A 15,952-nucleotide genomic window follows, 5' to 3' on the forward strand; every position below is an offset into this window, starting at 1 on the left:
AAAAACTTGGTTGATTTCTATACTGAACTCATCCCAATCCAGATGAGGCTAACACCTAAAAACAAAATATTCAGATGCATGAGTTGCAAAATTTAAAGTTCGATTATCGGGTAAAATAGGTTTCGAGTTCTTGCAATGTTTCTGTCGAGGTCTGGATGTCTTTTACCATTTCTCCCTTATCCAAAACAACAACACGCTCACATACCTCTGTTACGTGCATCAGGTCATGACTCGAAATTAGAATAGTAACATCATTACCATCAGCTAACTCTTTAATAAGTCTTTTAAGTCTTATCTGAGTGGTGGGATCCAAATTAGCGAATGGTTCATCTAAAATAATCACCTCAGGATTGCCTATAAATGAAGCTACGATACCAGCTTTCTTCTGATTACCTTTAGATAAGTCCCTCAAATACTTTTTTCCTCCTAAAATTTCCCCATTAAAGAAATCTTCAAAGGGAGCTAAAAAGCTATCGACATCAGCTTTATTCTGACCTCTTAATTCGCCGATAAAATAAAAGTATTCCTCTGGTGTCAGGTAGCCTATCAAAAAGCTTTCATCTATGAATGCTGCGGTATAAGGTTTCCAGGCTTCACTCTCACTAACCTTAATCTGGTTGTTTTCAATAGCCCCAGTTGTTGGCCTGATTAAATCGAGTAACAAGCTGAAAAAGGTAGTTTTCCCCGCACCGTTATTTCCGACCAATCCAAAACTTTGACCTTTAGGGATTTCAAGCGAATCGATATTTAACACCGTTGTGCCCGAGTATTTTTTTGTTAGGTTATTGACTGTTATCATGACTGCTAAAAATTTTAATTCTTTTGTTTGTATGCTGCTATCGTTTTGTATTTCTCTGTTTTATAGACCTTTTCAATAATGTCAAACACCTTTTCTTTAAACGCAAACCCAAGCAAACCTGCCAACGTCACCAAGGCATACCCAAGCATCGGTCCAATAGTGTAATGTCCGACGGCATATAAAGCCATAGGCAACAAAAGTTTTGGAATGGTCAGCAATAGGGTTTTAACATTAAAAGCCTGTTTATCGCCAAAGGCTTTTTTATTGGAGGTTAGGTCAATAGGTGTTTTTACATAGGCACCCCCCCATAAAACCATATGACTATTCACGCCAACATTGTAAATCGCTGCGACCAAAATAGCCAGATATACTTCAAGGCCGAAGTAGGCATAAAAAGATGCCACTAAGGTAGTGAGAATGGTGGCTATTACAATCAACCACCATTTGGCATTCAAATAATCCCGATACATTATATTCTGACTCATCATTAGCTGGTAATACGAGCTATCCCAACTAGGCACATACTGTCCGAAGGTGAATAAAAACCCTCCTGTGACAAATAAACCAGCAAAAATTCTCCAAACTGGTCCTTCATAGGCTTCTACAGCCCCGGTAAAAAACAACATCCCATAAAAAATAAAGACCAGGCTCATGATCACTGCAGTTCTCGAACGTTTATTACGCTTAATAAGTTTTAGATCATTTTTTAAAAACACGGAAATACCTCCAAATCGATTTAACCAATCAAAACTTTCTGTTTTAGCTTCTTGCTGCTTCTGTTGTAATCCTCCATCTAAATACAAGATGTTTTTGAAATATCTAAAAGCAAGGATATACATTGAAATCATTAATAAAATCGGAATGATCACCAAATACGGTTGATTGAATAGCGCATCAAAAATGGGAGCGGTATACACGGTTACATCAAATATTTGATAGTAATGCAACCCGAATAAAATAACCAAGGCTCCTAGAAATGAATAGAAAACAGCGTCCACATCGTTTAAAAAAACATTAATGAAGTTATTGCAATATATCAATGCAAGAGCTCCCATCGTCCATCCGATAACATGTCCCGGGGGGTAGCCTTCTATAATGAGTACAACCGCAAACGGAATAAAAAAGAAATAGTGTATAAAGTTAAAGAAGGATAATATGGTTTTCCACAAACTAAAATGTACGATCTTCGATTTGCTGAATGGTAAATACAACAAGGGTTTAATATTTACTACTGGCATTTTTTGCATCATGTATTTAAAGACCAGGTCTATAAATAAATAAAAGATCAGGAACTGATTAATAATCAACAAAGGGTCCTTCTGTACCTTTTCTTCAAGTATAAAATAAATACCCCCTCCAAGCAAAGTAAACATTGCAATGAGGTACAAGGCAAAGAATATGGTTAATATCTTAAAAAAAAGATTAGAACTTAGGGAAGCAGACCGAAAAAAGGACTTCCACTGAAGTGAAATAAATTGTTTAAGCATTGTTATTTGGTTAGTTGTTTTGTATGTATTAGTAGGTCTAATTCGTAATCTGTTACATAAAAGTAGGGGTTTTATTTTCTTTTAAAGTCTAATTTGAAATTAGTAATCAAATAATATTAATAATTATATGCGGTTTACTTATTGAATTAAGTTCAATGGGATTTATTATTTTTACCAAAAATTTAAAGTTATGAGTCATTTTCACCCACTAAGGGTTAAACATATAGAACGCATTACCCCAAATTCAGTAACGGTAGCATTTGAGATCCCGAATGACCTTGAAAGCGAGTTTAAGTTTACACCTGGTCAATACATTAATATAAAAAAGGAATTAAACGGACAAGAACTTCGTCGTTCTTATTCGATTTGTTCTTCGCCTAATAATGGCGAACTAACTATAGGGATTAAAAAGGTAGCATCGGGTTTGTTTTCTCGCTATGCGAACAACGAATTAAAGGCTGGTGATGTTTTAGAGATTTACCCCCCTTTAGGTCACTTCACTTTTGACCCTGCAGAAGGCAACAATAAAAATATAGCCGCTTTTGCAGCCGGTAGTGGTATTACTCCTATAATGAGTATCATGAAAACCGTACTGGAAGAAACCAATAGTAATTTTGTGTTGGTCTTTGGTAATAAAAGCGTTGCTGAAACCATGTTTCACAAGGAGATTTTAGACCTTGTAGCCAAATATCCTGATCGTTTAAGTGTATACTTTATTTACAGCCAGGAGCAAGATGGTGATAGCATGTTCGGGAGGATAGAGCGCTCAACCGTTAATTTTGTGCTTAATAATAAGCATAAGGAGATCGACTTCGATGCTTTTTATTTATGTGGACCGGAAGCTATGATTCATACGGTTTCTGAGACTTTAACTGAAAAGGGAGTAGCCAAAGAGAAAATTAAGTTCGAATTATTCACCACCTCTGATGAAGGAGAAGAAGATCTTTCTTCAATACCCGAAGGAAAGACCAAGGTAAAAGTGATTGTTGACGATGAAGAATTTGAATTCGTTATGGATCATAAAGAACGTGTTTTGGATGCAGCCTTAAAAGAAGATATTGATGCGCCATATTCCTGTCAGGGAGGTATTTGCAGTAGCTGTATGGCTAAATTGAAAGAAGGGAAAGTTGAAATGGTGAAAAACCAGATCTTAACCGATAGCGAATTGGAGGAAGGGTTAATATTAACCTGCCAATCGCACCCTCTTACCGATACTATTGTAGTAGACTACGATGATATATAACAATAAAAAGGGCTCTTCTCAGAGCCCTTTTTTTATGTATGTTATTATTACAGTTCTATTTCCAATAATTAGCAATCCATTTGGCTGGTCGCACATAGCGATACCATTTGCCTCTTCCGCCTTTAATAGCTTTAGGCGGATTGATCTCTCCGTGAAAAATAATAATTTTGGCTCCTTCCGGAATGGTAGGTTTTTTCCAAACCGCTAATGGAAATTTAGAAATACAATCATATTTATAGCTAGGACACCAAGGTTTTGGCCAATAGTTCAGCATTCCTTTCTCGTGAACCGCCCAGGTTAAATATTCCTGCTCATTTCTATGTTGCTTTCTGATGGTATCAAAGTTCGCTACAAAATAGTCAAATACATAGCCGTGTTTCCCGATTTCGAATCTGTAAACAGAAGAGTTTCCCGTAATACGCCATTGCTTTCGATAATCTTTGATGATCATGAACGGATTATCATCTTCGAAGAAGCAATCGATATTGTCGACAATTACCACATCCAGATCTAAAAACAAAGCCGTCCCTTCTAAACCATAGAGATCTGATTTTAATGTGGTTAGTTTTTTCCACATGCGCTCTGGCAGGTTGCCGGGAATATCAATTTCAGGAATTGGAAAACATTTAATATGATCGTCTATTCCCTTTTCATCATCGGTAAAACATACCATAGTAAAAGGCAAGTTTAAATTGCGTTTTACCATGCTGTACAATCGGTTTACATAAGTAGCATCGTAGAGGGTACCCCACTTCATGCAAAATATGTGGATATCTTTATGCATTAGAATCTTTTTTAGTGTATTGTATCATTCCTGATACTTTGAATGCAAATATACCTTTTATTACTTATTTTTGAGGGAGATTCTTCTCATTCTAAAACAAACGGTTTATGGAAACGCATCATCTTGCTAAAAACAATTCGGTATTAAAACACTTTCTTTCTGACCTTAGAGATATTAATATTCAACAAGATCGGATGCGGTTTCGAAAGAACATGGAACGCATAGGTGAGTTGCTTGCGTATGAGATGAGTAAAACCTTTGTATATAAAACCCTGGAGGTTCAAACACCTTTAGGCATAAAAGACACACATCAAATCAATGAGGAATTAGTGATTTGTGGTATTTTCAGAGCGGGACTGGCATTACACCAGGGATTCTTAAATTATTTCGACCAGGCAGATAATGCTTTTATTTCTGCGTACCGAAAGCATCGCGATCATAGTAATGCCTTTGACATTGAAATCGAATACTTAGCATGCCCATCTCTGGAAAATAAAACGTTGATTCTTGTCGACCCCATGCTTGCAACCGGGCGATCTTTTGAAGCTGCCTACAAAGCTATTGAAAGTGTTGGAGCTCCTAAGAATATCCATGTAGCAGCAGTGGTAGGGACTCCGGAAGGGATTAAGCATTTGGAAGGCACCTTGCGCCCTGATACTAAATTATGGATAGCCGACATTGATGAAAAGCTAAACGAAAAAGACTATATCGTACCGGGTTTGGGCGATGCGGGAGACCTTTCTTATGGAGCTAAATTACAACACTAGCGCCAGGAAGGGCAACAAGACAAATATCCATAATACGGTTTCTTTAACCCATTTAACCTTGGTTATCTGAAGGTAATTAGCGATAATCATCGCCAAAGGAAATGCGATAAAGATAAGTTCTGCAACGTTTACATCTTCCGAAAAGGTTGAGATGCCCAAACCAATAAACAAACTTGCCACAACCAATGCCATAGCTTTTTGGGCTTTTGCAGAGCGTATTTTAATATTCACCAGATATGCCAGCAACGCAAAGACTCCAATAATCAGGGTAGTTACGATTGGAATGGAGAAGCTTAAATATTTATACTTTTGAATATTAAATTCAACATGAAAGGTAAAAACCTCAATCAACCCGGAAATGTTATCGGTTATATAATAATACGTAACCACAAAGAATAACACCGCACCAATTCCAATAACAGGAACCAGCCAATTTCGGTAATCTTTTGCATCGTAAAACAGAACTCCGGTATATACCAGCAATACGAAAAGTAAACTCCACTGATACCATAAAAATGAAAAACCAATCAAAAGTGAAGCATCAAAAAGCTTCTGTTTGATCGCCATGTTCGTCCGTAAGCTCATCAGCCTCCTGACTGCGAGAAGAACAAAGAAATTAGCAATAATAAATTTACTCGATTTTAAAATCGGCGGGTACATGCACATAAGTAAAACAAACAGGAGGATAGGATAGGAGTTACTTTGCGATAGATCGTTCTTTTTGCTGATAAAATCCACCAAAAGAGCACTTAAAATAAGCAATAAACACAATCCGAATTTTTCAAGCCATTCAGTACCTTTAAAAGCACTGTCAAACACAAAAAACTGTACACTCCAAAAGTACAGAAACAAAAAAAATCCAATAAAAATGAAATTTATGGGTTTTGTTTTACCAAAAATGCTTGAAATCATGATGTGTTTTTATACTTTTGTAGCGTAAAATTAATATAACTTTTTACTGATGAAAGATTTTTTTGAAGGTATTCAATATTTATTTGAAGATATTTTATTTGTTCCTTTAAACAGTTTACGCTTTATGCATAGCTGGTGGGGATCTAACGCGATTAACTGGATCTTTATTATTATCGGTATCGTAGCCTTGGTATACTGGGTACTTCAGTTAAAGAAATTTAACGATAATAACGAGGAACGTAAGGATGTTTCAGCACATTCATACATTTAATCCGATTACTTACAGCGTCTATTAACTGAAGGTTGTTACTTCAGCTAAAATATATTTGATACCCTTTCAAAATTGAAAGGGTATTTTTTTGTGTCTCATAAACATGAGTTTTACGGAAAACTTCCACTATTAGCGTGGAATAATGGGTATAGAAATAAAAAAAGCCTGCTAAATGCAGGCTTTTTTTATTATTTAATGATACTACAAGTCAAACCCTAAGTCTGTTCTGTAATACATTTTATCAAAGTTTAATTTTTTGACATTCACATATGATTTGTCAAGGGCTTCCTTAAAATCAGAACCATAAGAAGTAATAGCAATCACGCGACCTCCTGAGGTTACTACTTTACCATCATCCAGTTTGGTTCCTGCGTGAAAAACGACAGAATCTTCAATCGCCTCAATTCCAGTAATCTCTTTTCCTTTTTCATACGCTTCCGGATATCCACCCGAAACCACCATTACCGTAGTAGCAGTACGCTCATCTATATCGAGCTCAACTTCACCTAATTTCTGATCAGCAACAGCCTGGAACAGGTCAACGAAGTCATTTTTAACTCTTGGAAGTACTACCTCAGTTTCAGGATCTCCCATTCGGACGTTATATTCAATAACGAAAGGATCATTATCCACTTTCATTAACCCGATAAACACAAAGCCCTTATAAGGTATTCCGTCTTTATGAAAACCGTCTACGGTAGGTTTTACAATACGATCTTCAACTTTCTGCATAAACTCATCGTTTGCAAAAGGAACCGGCGAAATAGCCCCCATTCCTCCAGTATTCAACCCTGTATCTCCCTCGCCAATACGTTTATAGTCTTTTGCATTTGGAAGAATCACATAATCTTTACCATCGGTAAGCACAAAAACACTTAATTCTATTCCCTTCAGGAACTCTTCAATAACCACTTTAGTGCTGGCAGCGCCAAACTTAGCATCCACCAACATGTTTTTAAGCTCCGTCTTAGCCTCTTCCAGGTTATCGATAATCAATACACCTTTACCAGCAGCCAATCCATCTGCTTTTAAAACATAAGGAGGGTTCAAAGATGCTAAAAACTCGTACCCCTCTTCCAGATTATCAGCTGTGAAGCTTTTATAGGCCGCAGTAGGCACTTTATGACGTGACATAAATTCTTTGGCTACCTCCTTACTGCCTTCTAAGGCTGCACCTGCCTTTTGTGGTCCAATTACCGGAATATGTTTCAATGCATCATCTTCTAAAAAGAAATCAGCCACTCCCTGAACTAATGGATCTTCGGGTCCTACGATCACCATATTTACGTCTTCCGCTACAACAAACTCTTTTATTGCCTCAAAATCTGTAACGCCAATATTTACATTGGTTGCAATTTTAGCGGTACCAGCATTACCAGGAGCTACAAATAAATTACCCACTTTAGGGCTTTGAGCTATTTTCCAAGTAAACGTGTGTTCTCTTCCTCCAGAACCTAGAATAAGGATATTCATGATTTTCTTACTATTTAAAAAATGAAAATGATTCGGCAAAATTAAGGCTTTATGCGCTGATAGTGCAATTTAATTTAGTCGAATTGACGGAAACCTTATTTTTTGTTATGATTAGAAAAGTCTTTATGTGCCTTTTTATACAATTCCTCTGAAGGTAAGGATTTAAAATATTGATAGGTGACACGCATTCCTTCCTGGCGACTCACCTGAGGTTCCCAATCTAATATTTCCTTGGCCTTCGAAATATCGGGCTGTCGCTGAAGCGGATCATCTTGAGGCAATGGTTTATATACTACCTTCTGGTCGGTATTGGTTAAATTAATGATTTCTTCTGCAAAATCCTTTATGGTTATTTCATCGGGGTTCCCAATATTAACCGGCAAGTGGTAATCACTCATTAACAACCTATAGATTCCTTCGATCTGATCGTCTACATAACAAAAGGATCTCGTTTGCATTCCATCACCGAATATCGTCAAATTCTCTCCTCGGAGCGCTTGTCCTATAAAGGCAGGAATTACCCGACCGTCGTTCAATCGCATTCGAGGGCCATAAGTATTAAAAATACGAACAATACGGGTGTCTAATCCATGAAAACGATGGTAGGCCATGGTAATCGACTCCATAAATCTTTTGGCTTCATCATATACACCTCTTGGACCAATCGTACTTACATTGCCATAGTAATCTTCTGATTGCGGATGCACTAGAGGGTCCCCGTAGACTTCAGAGGTGGATGCAATTAAAATTCTGGCATTCTTCTCTTTCGCCAAACCCAAAAGGTTATGGGTTCCTAATGCTCCCACTTTCAAGGTTTGTATTGGAATTTTTAAATAATCTATAGGACTTGCAGGAGATGCGAAATGTAAAATGTAATCAAGTTGTCCGGGTACATGCACAAACTTAGTCACATCGTGATGGTAAAACTCAAAATTCTCTAATTTGAAAAGATGCTCAATATTTTTTAAATCTCCTGTAATTAAATTATCCATTCCGATTACATAACACCCTTCTTTGATAAATCTATCACACAGATGCGATCCTAAAAATCCGGCTGCACCGGTTATCAATACTCTTTTCAAATGTTTAAATTTTGTCGTTCTATTAATATAACCTGTTTTTATCAATCTGAGCTTGTCGAAGACCCATGCTGAGTATAATTTTCAGAAAACTGAACTAACTTATCCAAATTTTCTTTTATTAAAGCTTTTTTCTTCCTTTTACTCCAGCCTTTTAATTGTTTTTCAACTTTAATAGTTTCTCTGGGGGCTGTAAAACGCTCATACCACTTTAAAACTACAGGTCTTCTTTTAAATGTATATGCCAAATTATCTATACCTGTATTGTGCTCACTTATTCGTCTTTCAATATCAGATGTAATTCCTGTGTAAAAAGAACCATCAGCACATTCTACAATATAAACCATTCTGGTTTATTCTCCTTCTCCGATTTTGTAATATACAAATCCTATTTCTTTTAATTGCTCCTTATCCAGAATCCCCCGACCATCAAAAACAAAAGCAGGTTTTTGCATTTGATCATAGATCTTTTTCCAGTCGTAGTTCTTAAACTCATCCCACTCCGTAAGCACTGCAATGGCATGTGCGCCTTCACAGGCCTGATATGGATCTTTGCACACCTCTAAACCTTCTCTGTTTTCTTCTGCTGTACGAGTATTTAGGTAATCCAGATCCGCATACATACGTTCTGCCAGTACCTTCGGGTCGTATACACTCACTTTGGCTTGTTCGTTCAACAGGTCGTCAGCTACATAAATTGCAGCAGACTCTCGGGTATCGTTGGTATCTTTCTTAAATGCCCATCCTAAAAAGGCTATCTTTTTTCCTGAAACCGTATTATAAAGAGTACTTACGATATTATCCGCAAAACGTCTTTTCTGGTGGTCGTTCATTATAATTACCTGTTCCCAGTAATCAGCTACCTCATCCAACCCATACGTCTTAGCGATATATACCAGGTTTAAGATGTCTTTTTGAAAACAAGAACCTCCAAAACCTACAGAGGCTTTCAGGAACTTAGGTCCGATACGACTATCCATTCCGATGGCTTTAGCCACTTCATTAACATCTGCACCAGTCTTTTCACATAGCTCAGACATGGCGTTGATCGAGGATACACGCTGAGCTAAAAAGGCATTCGCCGTTAATTTTGATAGCTCGGAAGACCATACATTAGTCGTTAGAATCTGTGCTTGGGGCACCCAGTTAGCATACACATCAACCAGTGCCTGAATGGCCTCCTGTCCTTCCTGGGTGGTATCGCCACCGATCAATACTCTGTCTGGGTTCATTAAATCAGCTATGGCTGTACCTTCAGCTAAGAATTCCGGATTTGATAAGATCTGAAATTTAATTCCGTTTCCGTTTCCGGTATTATCCAGAATATTTTTAATGGCCGATGCAGTACGCACCGGTAAAGTAGATTTCTCAACAACGATCTTATCATCTTTAGCCACGCGTGCTATTTGACGGGCACACAATTCAATATATTTAAGATCGGCCGCCATCCCTTTTCCTTTACCATAGGTTTTGGTTGGGGTGTTTACCGACATAAAGATCATTTCTGCCTCGTCGATCGCTTTATCGACATCGGTAGAGAAGAAGAGGTTTCGCCCTCGTGCTTCAGCTACTACAGCATCTAATCCCGGTTCATATACCGGCAACTTGCTTACGTCTTCATCGTTCCATGCAGCTATACGGTCGGCATTGATATCAACTACGGTTACATTTATGTGTGGACATTTTTGTGCGATCACCGCCATGGTGGGTCCTCCAACATATCCGGCTCCAATACAACAAATGTTTTTTATTTTCATCTGTTTTATAATTTATCAATTCTATTAACGAAATAAAGCGCTAAACCCTAAGTTATATTCAGAGATTTACCAATTAAATTTAGTCTATTCAACCCTTCAATTGATATCTGATTAAATTTAAAAACGCTTATTTCATCCCTTAAGTATAATGCTTGATTTGCTTTAAAGTTTACGGCTGATAAAAGTACTATATTTATGTTTCTCCACAAACAAAGCTGACTAAGGGCTTTTATTTTCTATGAATAGTTTTAAATACCAGCATTTTAGGCTTAGCCCTCGAATATTTGTTCCAGAATTTTTTTAGTGATCAGGTAAGTGGGTTTGACTCCCGTAATACCCAAACCCCCCGAAGCCAGTGTACTTCCGGTTTCTAATGGATTATCCGATGCATAGTAGGCATAACGGACTTTAACATCCTCCCGGATACTCCTTCGTATTTTTGAAGCAGACTGAACAGCCTTTTGATAGTGTGCTCCTTCCATTTCCAAACCAATCACATTCCAGGTACTGTCATGGAAGAACTTTAAAAGATCTCTGTTCTGTAAAGAAGTACCCAACACAGTAACCATGGCACCTTCGAATACTTTTAGTTCACTTTCTTCAAAATCGGAAACTTTGAGTTCATTATGGAAAGGGTAGTTGTCTGCAGTTCCTTCGAAGATGTGAGAGGTTGGAATCATTAAATCACCTTTACCTCCTTCTAAAATTCCAGCTTTACCCATGATGGATACTGATACTACATTTAAGTATTCTTCTTTATGCTTCCCTTCTTTATAAGGTTTAAGCAATTCATCAATGGTTTCGTAAGCCTGTTCTCCAAAGGCGTAATCCATGACAAATAACACCGGCTTTTCTTGGTTGTTCAGATGCTCTTTTAATTTAAGATCTGCTTTGGCATAATCTATTTTGGAAGTGTCGAATATCTGAACATCTATGTTAGTACCAGATGTATCCGGAATACTGATCATCCCGTTCTTTTCAGCATATTGTTTGACTTTTTCCCTCAGCTCCTCATTATTAGGGTCGCTTAGCATCTCATACACCTTGTATTCTCCTTTAGATTTAATTTCCTTGTTGATTACTATTGGTGCATAAATAGAATTCATAACACTGTGCATATTGGCACTTATAATATGAATAGGCCGACCTAACAGTTCTTCCTTTTTAAGTGTTTTCTTAATAGTGTTTGCCCAAATTTCCCCGTGAATATGGTGTCCCAGACGTTCGCGGAGAATCGGACTAAAGGTGATGCTTCTTTTATTTTCATTAACGACCTCTTCGATGCCTAATTTTCCTAACCAGTACATAATGGATAGAAAGCGTTCAGGATTCTCTTTGGTAGCAAAAGTTTTATGGGCTTGAAGCAGTTCATCGAATGTCCTTCCCAAGATATTCGATAAATGAATTAAGGCATTTTCCCGTTCTGCCAGGGTTAATTTCTTTTTACCTACGATATTTTCAATCTTGGTCCAGTCTCTGGTTACCTCACCTGACTTATTGACCAGAACATTTTTACTGATTTTATGCGATTCGATGAACAAAAAGGTAAGATGCGTTAAGATATCATAGATATCTGACCGTCCTCGGGTGATTTCAATATTCATCTGTTCATCATCTACCCGGTAGCAATTTCTACGTCTTTTAGGAGGGACGATCACCTTAAAATGAGACTCTTTATACCCTTCATCAGAAATAAGATTAATATAACGACATTCTTCTATTCCTATAGGCAATCGATCCAGCACATACATCAATCCGTTAAGCTCTGCTTTATCCTCAGCTACAGATCCGTATATTTCTGGTCTTAACTCCAGTAATGCTTCTCTTAAAGTATCTCCGGAGACTCCGGTAGGTTTGTAAAATCCCCTGTTAAACAGATGTCTCATAGTTATATACATCCGTTCGATGGCGTTAGTAGATTCCTGCGCCCTGGTTCTTCCTTTAATTGTATTCATAAAGATTTTTACTAAACAAAAGTACGAGAACTTTTTCTAAACATAGTTATTTTATACATAGAATCGGGGGTTTCTATGTATTAATCTGCAATTAAAAGTCTGTTTGATAGGTGTTTAATCGTCCTTGCCTTGTTTTCCTAATATTTCAACTTTTGCTTTTTTTGTTAAGACTACATTTCCTTTCGAGTCATACTCCAGCTCTATATGCTTGATTTTTTCATCTTTTCCAGGCACGTCAAAGCTTCGAGATGACATTCCTTTGGTAAGAACACCACCAGCTTTGGCATCGTATTCCTTTTTGGTGCCATTACTCATCACAATGGTCACTTTCTTTAGTTGCAGAGTTCCCTGCGTGCATTTTATTTTAATCCTATCTACGCGTTGCTCTTTTCCTACCAAGGTTACTTTGTCTGTTTCACTTTTAAAAGCTACGGTCTTTTCAGCCAATTTAATCCAGGAGTTACTTTGTGCATTTACTCCAAGGATCCCTACGAAGAGTAACAGCATTACTAAACGAATTTTCATAATGTTGTGTTTTATGGTTTATAATCTATTGATACCTATAAATTTAAATAAAAATATCGTACCAGGGTCTAAATTACAAAGGCTTAACTTTTAAGTAATACGATCTAAGCTGAAGTAAACGCATAAAAAAAGCACCTTAAAAAGGTGCTTTTTTGTAGAGGCATCGAGCGGATTCGAACCGCTGTACAAGGTTTTGCAGACCTCTGCCTAGCCACTCGGCCACGATGCCGTTATTTTGGGCGACAAATATAAGAGTTTATTTTATTTATTTACAAAAATTATCGCTTCAATGTCATTTCAATGGTAACCATTTCTACATTACCACCGATAGGCGGATTGATCTTGGATACCTGAACTGTGGTTTCATTCGCAATTGCTATTTCATCAAAGATCCTGTCAATGATTCTTTTAGCCACATGTTCAAGGAGCTTCGAACGTATAGCCATCTCTTCCTTGACAATGCGGTTTACATGAACATAATCTACCGTGTCTTCCAGGGCATCACTAACTGCTGAGGGTTGAAGGTTAGCTTTTACCTCTACATCAACTCTGTAATCACTACCAATTTTTCCTTCTTCTACAAGGCATCCATGATAGGCATATACCTGAATGTTTGTTACTCTAATTATTCCCACGCTTAATTTTTAAGCAAAATTAGCCTTTTTATTGGTTTCTTTTTAATCGTATATTATGATTTTATCTGCCATTTAAATATCTACTTCCTTTAGTTTGGTACACCTTAACTATGGGCTATCCATACCTTATACATGCCTTATCTATGGCTTATCTATGCTTTAGCACCGGGCCTAGAGGGTTTTAAGTTACCTGAATATATCCTTCTGCACTACTTTGTCATTCCGTATTTTTTTGTCATTCCGCACTTGTTGCGGAATCTGTTATTCCACTGTTTGATCTGTTTTTTCCTGATTAGGAATTGTCGAACTGAATTAATAAGGCATGTTTATTATTTATTCATTTTCTTTATTCACCAATTTGCTTATTGTTTTATAAGGAGTTCATGATGTGCTACGCAATTATTCACCTAAAGAAAACGAATCAAAAGAAAGGGTGCCCGTCGAGAGGTATTTTTGCTATCGCAAAACCATGAATTCAATCCTAAATGGTCTCCAAGGCTTCGACCATTTTTAACGGATTCAATTCATATATACTGCCGACGGGAATACACTCCCATCAACATTCTTAACCAATTAAGGAAACTTAACCTCGCGTGCCACAGCCTAGGGCGGTTTTCTATGCATGGATTAACAGACCTTTGGTTCGTCTAGCTTTATAGATGGAGATTTTTTGGAGGTAGGTGACTCTTATTGATGAGATTGCCGCGCCTTGGGGTAGTCCAAAACAATTTCTTACCCCTGCACCCCTAAAGGGGGAAATTGTATTCTTCCTTTTGTCATTACGTACTTGTTGCGGAATCTCTATAAGAAGTCTTTAATCTAAGATATAATCTGTTTTCTTAGATGGAGTTCTGAATGATTATGAACAAAGAATTGTCTTTTAGAAAACAGTGATGGGATTGCCACGCCTTACTGTCGCAAGGCTCGCAATGACGTTGCCGAAAACAATTAATTATCCTCCTCACATGGGGATTGCACGAAACAATTTCTTACCCCTGCACCCCTAAAGGGGGAAATTGTTTTCTTCCTTTTGTCATTCCGTGTTTTTTTGTCATTCCGCACTTGTTGCGGAATCCAATTTTCCTGGTAGGGATATAAATGATACCTGATAAGAGAATGCCTATTTAACTCCTATAGGCATAAAAAAATAACTTCTCCAAAGCGCAAGGCTCAGGAGAAGTTATCAGGCTATGTTATGTTTTGTATTGAGTGCTTGTTTAAAAAATCTTTGGTGCACTACTTTTCTTCTGGGTACATGGACATTCACTCATTCCCTGGAAGAAATCGAAGCCAATAGTTATCATATGTGTCCCTGAATTGTATCCTATCAACTCATTTAAGGTAACCTGATATCCGTAGGCAAAAAAGAAGTTTTTAATATTAAAGCCTACCATAGGGGTAATATTCAAAGGATCGAAGAACTGATCATTCAAAAAACGGTATGAAATGGCAGCCCAATAGCTGTTTTCAAGATCGTATTGTCTAAAGCGCACATTCATGTCGGTATTCGAACGTTGGTCACTTTCATAAAGTTGAAAAAATACTGATGGCTCGATCTCAAAATTACTTGTTCTGGTAGCTCTCCACTTATATCCTGTATAGATATAATAGTTTCTTAGTGAATTAGGCTCATTAATGGCGAATAAGTCAAGATCTTTGTTTAAAAGGTTCGAGGCATTCAAACTAAAATAAAAGTCCTGTAAACGGTATAAAAAGCCCACGTCGAAGTTGTGGTTGTTCGTTCTTCTGTCATTTACACTTGGGTCATTCGGATCAAAGCTTTCCGTATCTATACGAAACTGATTGTAATTATAGGAAAGTCCGAAGGACATATAATGATTATCAAAAGCATCGAAGGTAAGGTGATGAGCAAAAGATACTCGTGCCCCTCGTGTATGGGTATACCCGTTTCGGTCATTGAAAAGGATAGCTCCAAGACCAGAGCGATTACCTACCCTCATATCTATCGCCAACGACTGAGTATCCGGAGCATCTTTAACACCTACCCACTGGGTGACTCCATTTAGCCGGGTTCGAATATGATCTCCAATACCAGCGAATGTCGGCGATAAGATAAAGGGGTTATCTGCTAAATATTGTGTGTATGGCGGTAAGGTTAATTCCTGTGCATTAGTTTGCCACACTGACATTAAAACACATATAATACCGCATAAATAGGTTACAACTTGTTTCACTAGCTTTTAATTTTTCTATTCAACACTTAAGTTATGGTTAAAACAAAGGGCTTTACCAGCCCTTTGTTTA

15 protein-coding genes and 1 tRNA gene are annotated in these 15,952 nt (G+C 37.4%); 3 read left to right on the forward strand and 13 right to left on the reverse strand.

The features are described 5' to 3' along the window. Positions 1-103 precede the first annotated feature (103 nt). Both BM361_RS02060 and BM361_RS02065 read right to left on the reverse strand, forming a co-directional pair. Positions 104-799, reverse strand: coding sequence for an ABC transporter ATP-binding protein (locus BM361_RS02060; protein ID WP_038268292.1), 696 nt, complete (start codon positions 797-799; stop codon positions 104-106). Between the two features lie 14 nt (positions 800-813). Next, positions 814-2,286 (reverse strand): DUF5687 family protein, encoded by a 1,473-nt coding sequence (locus BM361_RS02065; RefSeq protein ID WP_038268289.1) that lies wholly within the window; start codon positions 2,284-2,286, stop codon positions 814-816. Positions 2,287-2,476: 190 nt separating this feature from the next. On the opposite strand from BM361_RS02065, the gene BM361_RS02070 reads away from it, so the two are divergent. Next, a complete protein-coding gene (locus BM361_RS02070) occupies positions 2,477-3,529 on the forward strand; it encodes a ferredoxin--NADP reductase (RefSeq protein ID WP_074976558.1) in 1,053 nt (350 codons plus the stop codon). A gap of 55 nt (positions 3,530-3,584) precedes the next feature. Here the strand turns inward: BM361_RS02070 and BM361_RS02075 are convergent, their stop codons facing one another. Then, positions 3,585-4,313, reverse strand: a complete 729-nt coding sequence (locus BM361_RS02075; protein WP_074976560.1) for a glycosyltransferase — start codon at positions 4,311-4,313, stop codon at positions 3,585-3,587. A gap of 107 nt (positions 4,314-4,420) precedes the next feature. On the opposite strand from BM361_RS02075, the gene upp reads away from it, so the two are divergent. After that, positions 4,421-5,080: a uracil phosphoribosyltransferase gene (gene upp, locus BM361_RS02080; RefSeq protein WP_074976562.1), complete on the forward strand. Its 660-nt coding sequence runs from the start codon at positions 4,421-4,423 to the stop codon at positions 5,078-5,080. On the opposite strand, the gene BM361_RS02085 is transcribed toward upp, so the two are convergent. Continuing rightward, positions 5,069-5,992, reverse strand: coding sequence for a DUF6427 family protein (locus BM361_RS02085; RefSeq protein WP_074976564.1), 924 nt, complete (start codon positions 5,990-5,992; stop codon positions 5,069-5,071). The two genes, upp and BM361_RS02085, sit on opposite strands and share 12 nt — an antisense overlap. A 49-nt stretch (positions 5,993-6,041) precedes the next feature. Here BM361_RS02085 and BM361_RS02090 point away from each other — a divergent pair, with 49 nt between their 5' ends. After that, positions 6,042-6,263, forward strand: coding sequence for a DUF6341 family protein (locus tag BM361_RS02090; RefSeq protein WP_038268273.1), 222 nt, complete (start codon positions 6,042-6,044; stop codon positions 6,261-6,263). 201 nt (positions 6,264-6,464) lie between these two features. On the opposite strand, the gene purD is transcribed toward BM361_RS02090, so the two are convergent. The 9 genes from purD to BM361_RS02135 form a co-directional block, all read right to left on the reverse strand. Continuing rightward, positions 6,465-7,736: a phosphoribosylamine--glycine ligase gene (gene purD / locus BM361_RS02095; protein WP_074976566.1), complete on the reverse strand. Its 1,272-nt coding sequence runs from the start codon at positions 7,734-7,736 to the stop codon at positions 6,465-6,467. A gap of 95 nt (positions 7,737-7,831) precedes the next feature. Next, positions 7,832-8,818 carry a UDP-glucuronic acid decarboxylase family protein gene (locus BM361_RS02100; protein WP_074976720.1) on the reverse strand — a complete coding sequence of 329 codons (987 nt, stop codon included), beginning with the start codon at positions 8,816-8,818 and terminating at the stop codon, positions 7,832-7,834. Positions 8,819-8,859: 41 nt separating this feature from the next. Next, positions 8,860-9,162: a GIY-YIG nuclease family protein gene (locus BM361_RS02105; protein WP_074976568.1), complete on the reverse strand. Its 303-nt coding sequence runs from the start codon at positions 9,160-9,162 to the stop codon at positions 8,860-8,862. A gap of 6 nt (positions 9,163-9,168) precedes the next feature. Next, positions 9,169-10,572, reverse strand: coding sequence for a UDP-glucose 6-dehydrogenase (locus BM361_RS02110; RefSeq protein WP_074976569.1), 1,404 nt, complete (start codon positions 10,570-10,572; stop codon positions 9,169-9,171). A 269-nt stretch (positions 10,573-10,841) separates the two neighbouring features. Continuing rightward, a complete protein-coding gene (locus BM361_RS02115; protein WP_074976571.1) occupies positions 10,842-12,527 on the reverse strand; it encodes a DUF6909 family protein in 1,686 nt (561 codons plus the stop codon). Between the two features lie 114 nt (positions 12,528-12,641). Then, the gene (locus tag BM361_RS02120) at positions 12,642-13,052 is read right to left on the reverse strand and encodes a DUF2541 domain-containing protein (protein WP_074976572.1); all 411 of its coding nucleotides are present in this window, start codon (positions 13,050-13,052) and stop codon (positions 12,642-12,644) included. Positions 13,053-13,210: 158 nt separating this feature from the next. Next, positions 13,211-13,281, reverse strand: a tRNA-Cys gene (locus BM361_RS02125). Positions 13,282-13,330: 49 nt separating this feature from the next. Further along, positions 13,331-13,687, reverse strand: coding sequence for a dihydroneopterin aldolase (folB, locus tag BM361_RS02130; protein ID WP_074976574.1), 357 nt, complete (start codon positions 13,685-13,687; stop codon positions 13,331-13,333). Between the two features lie 1,217 nt (positions 13,688-14,904). Further along, on the reverse strand, positions 14,905-15,882 hold the full coding sequence (locus tag BM361_RS02135) for a PorP/SprF family type IX secretion system membrane protein (RefSeq protein ID WP_038268257.1): 978 nt from the start codon (positions 15,880-15,882) through the stop codon (positions 14,905-14,907). Positions 15,883-15,952 lie beyond the last annotated feature (70 nt).

It is taken from the genome of Zhouia amylolytica (assembly GCF_900116365.1).
Taxonomy (GTDB): domain Bacteria; phylum Bacteroidota; class Bacteroidia; order Flavobacteriales; family Flavobacteriaceae; genus Zhouia; species Zhouia amylolytica.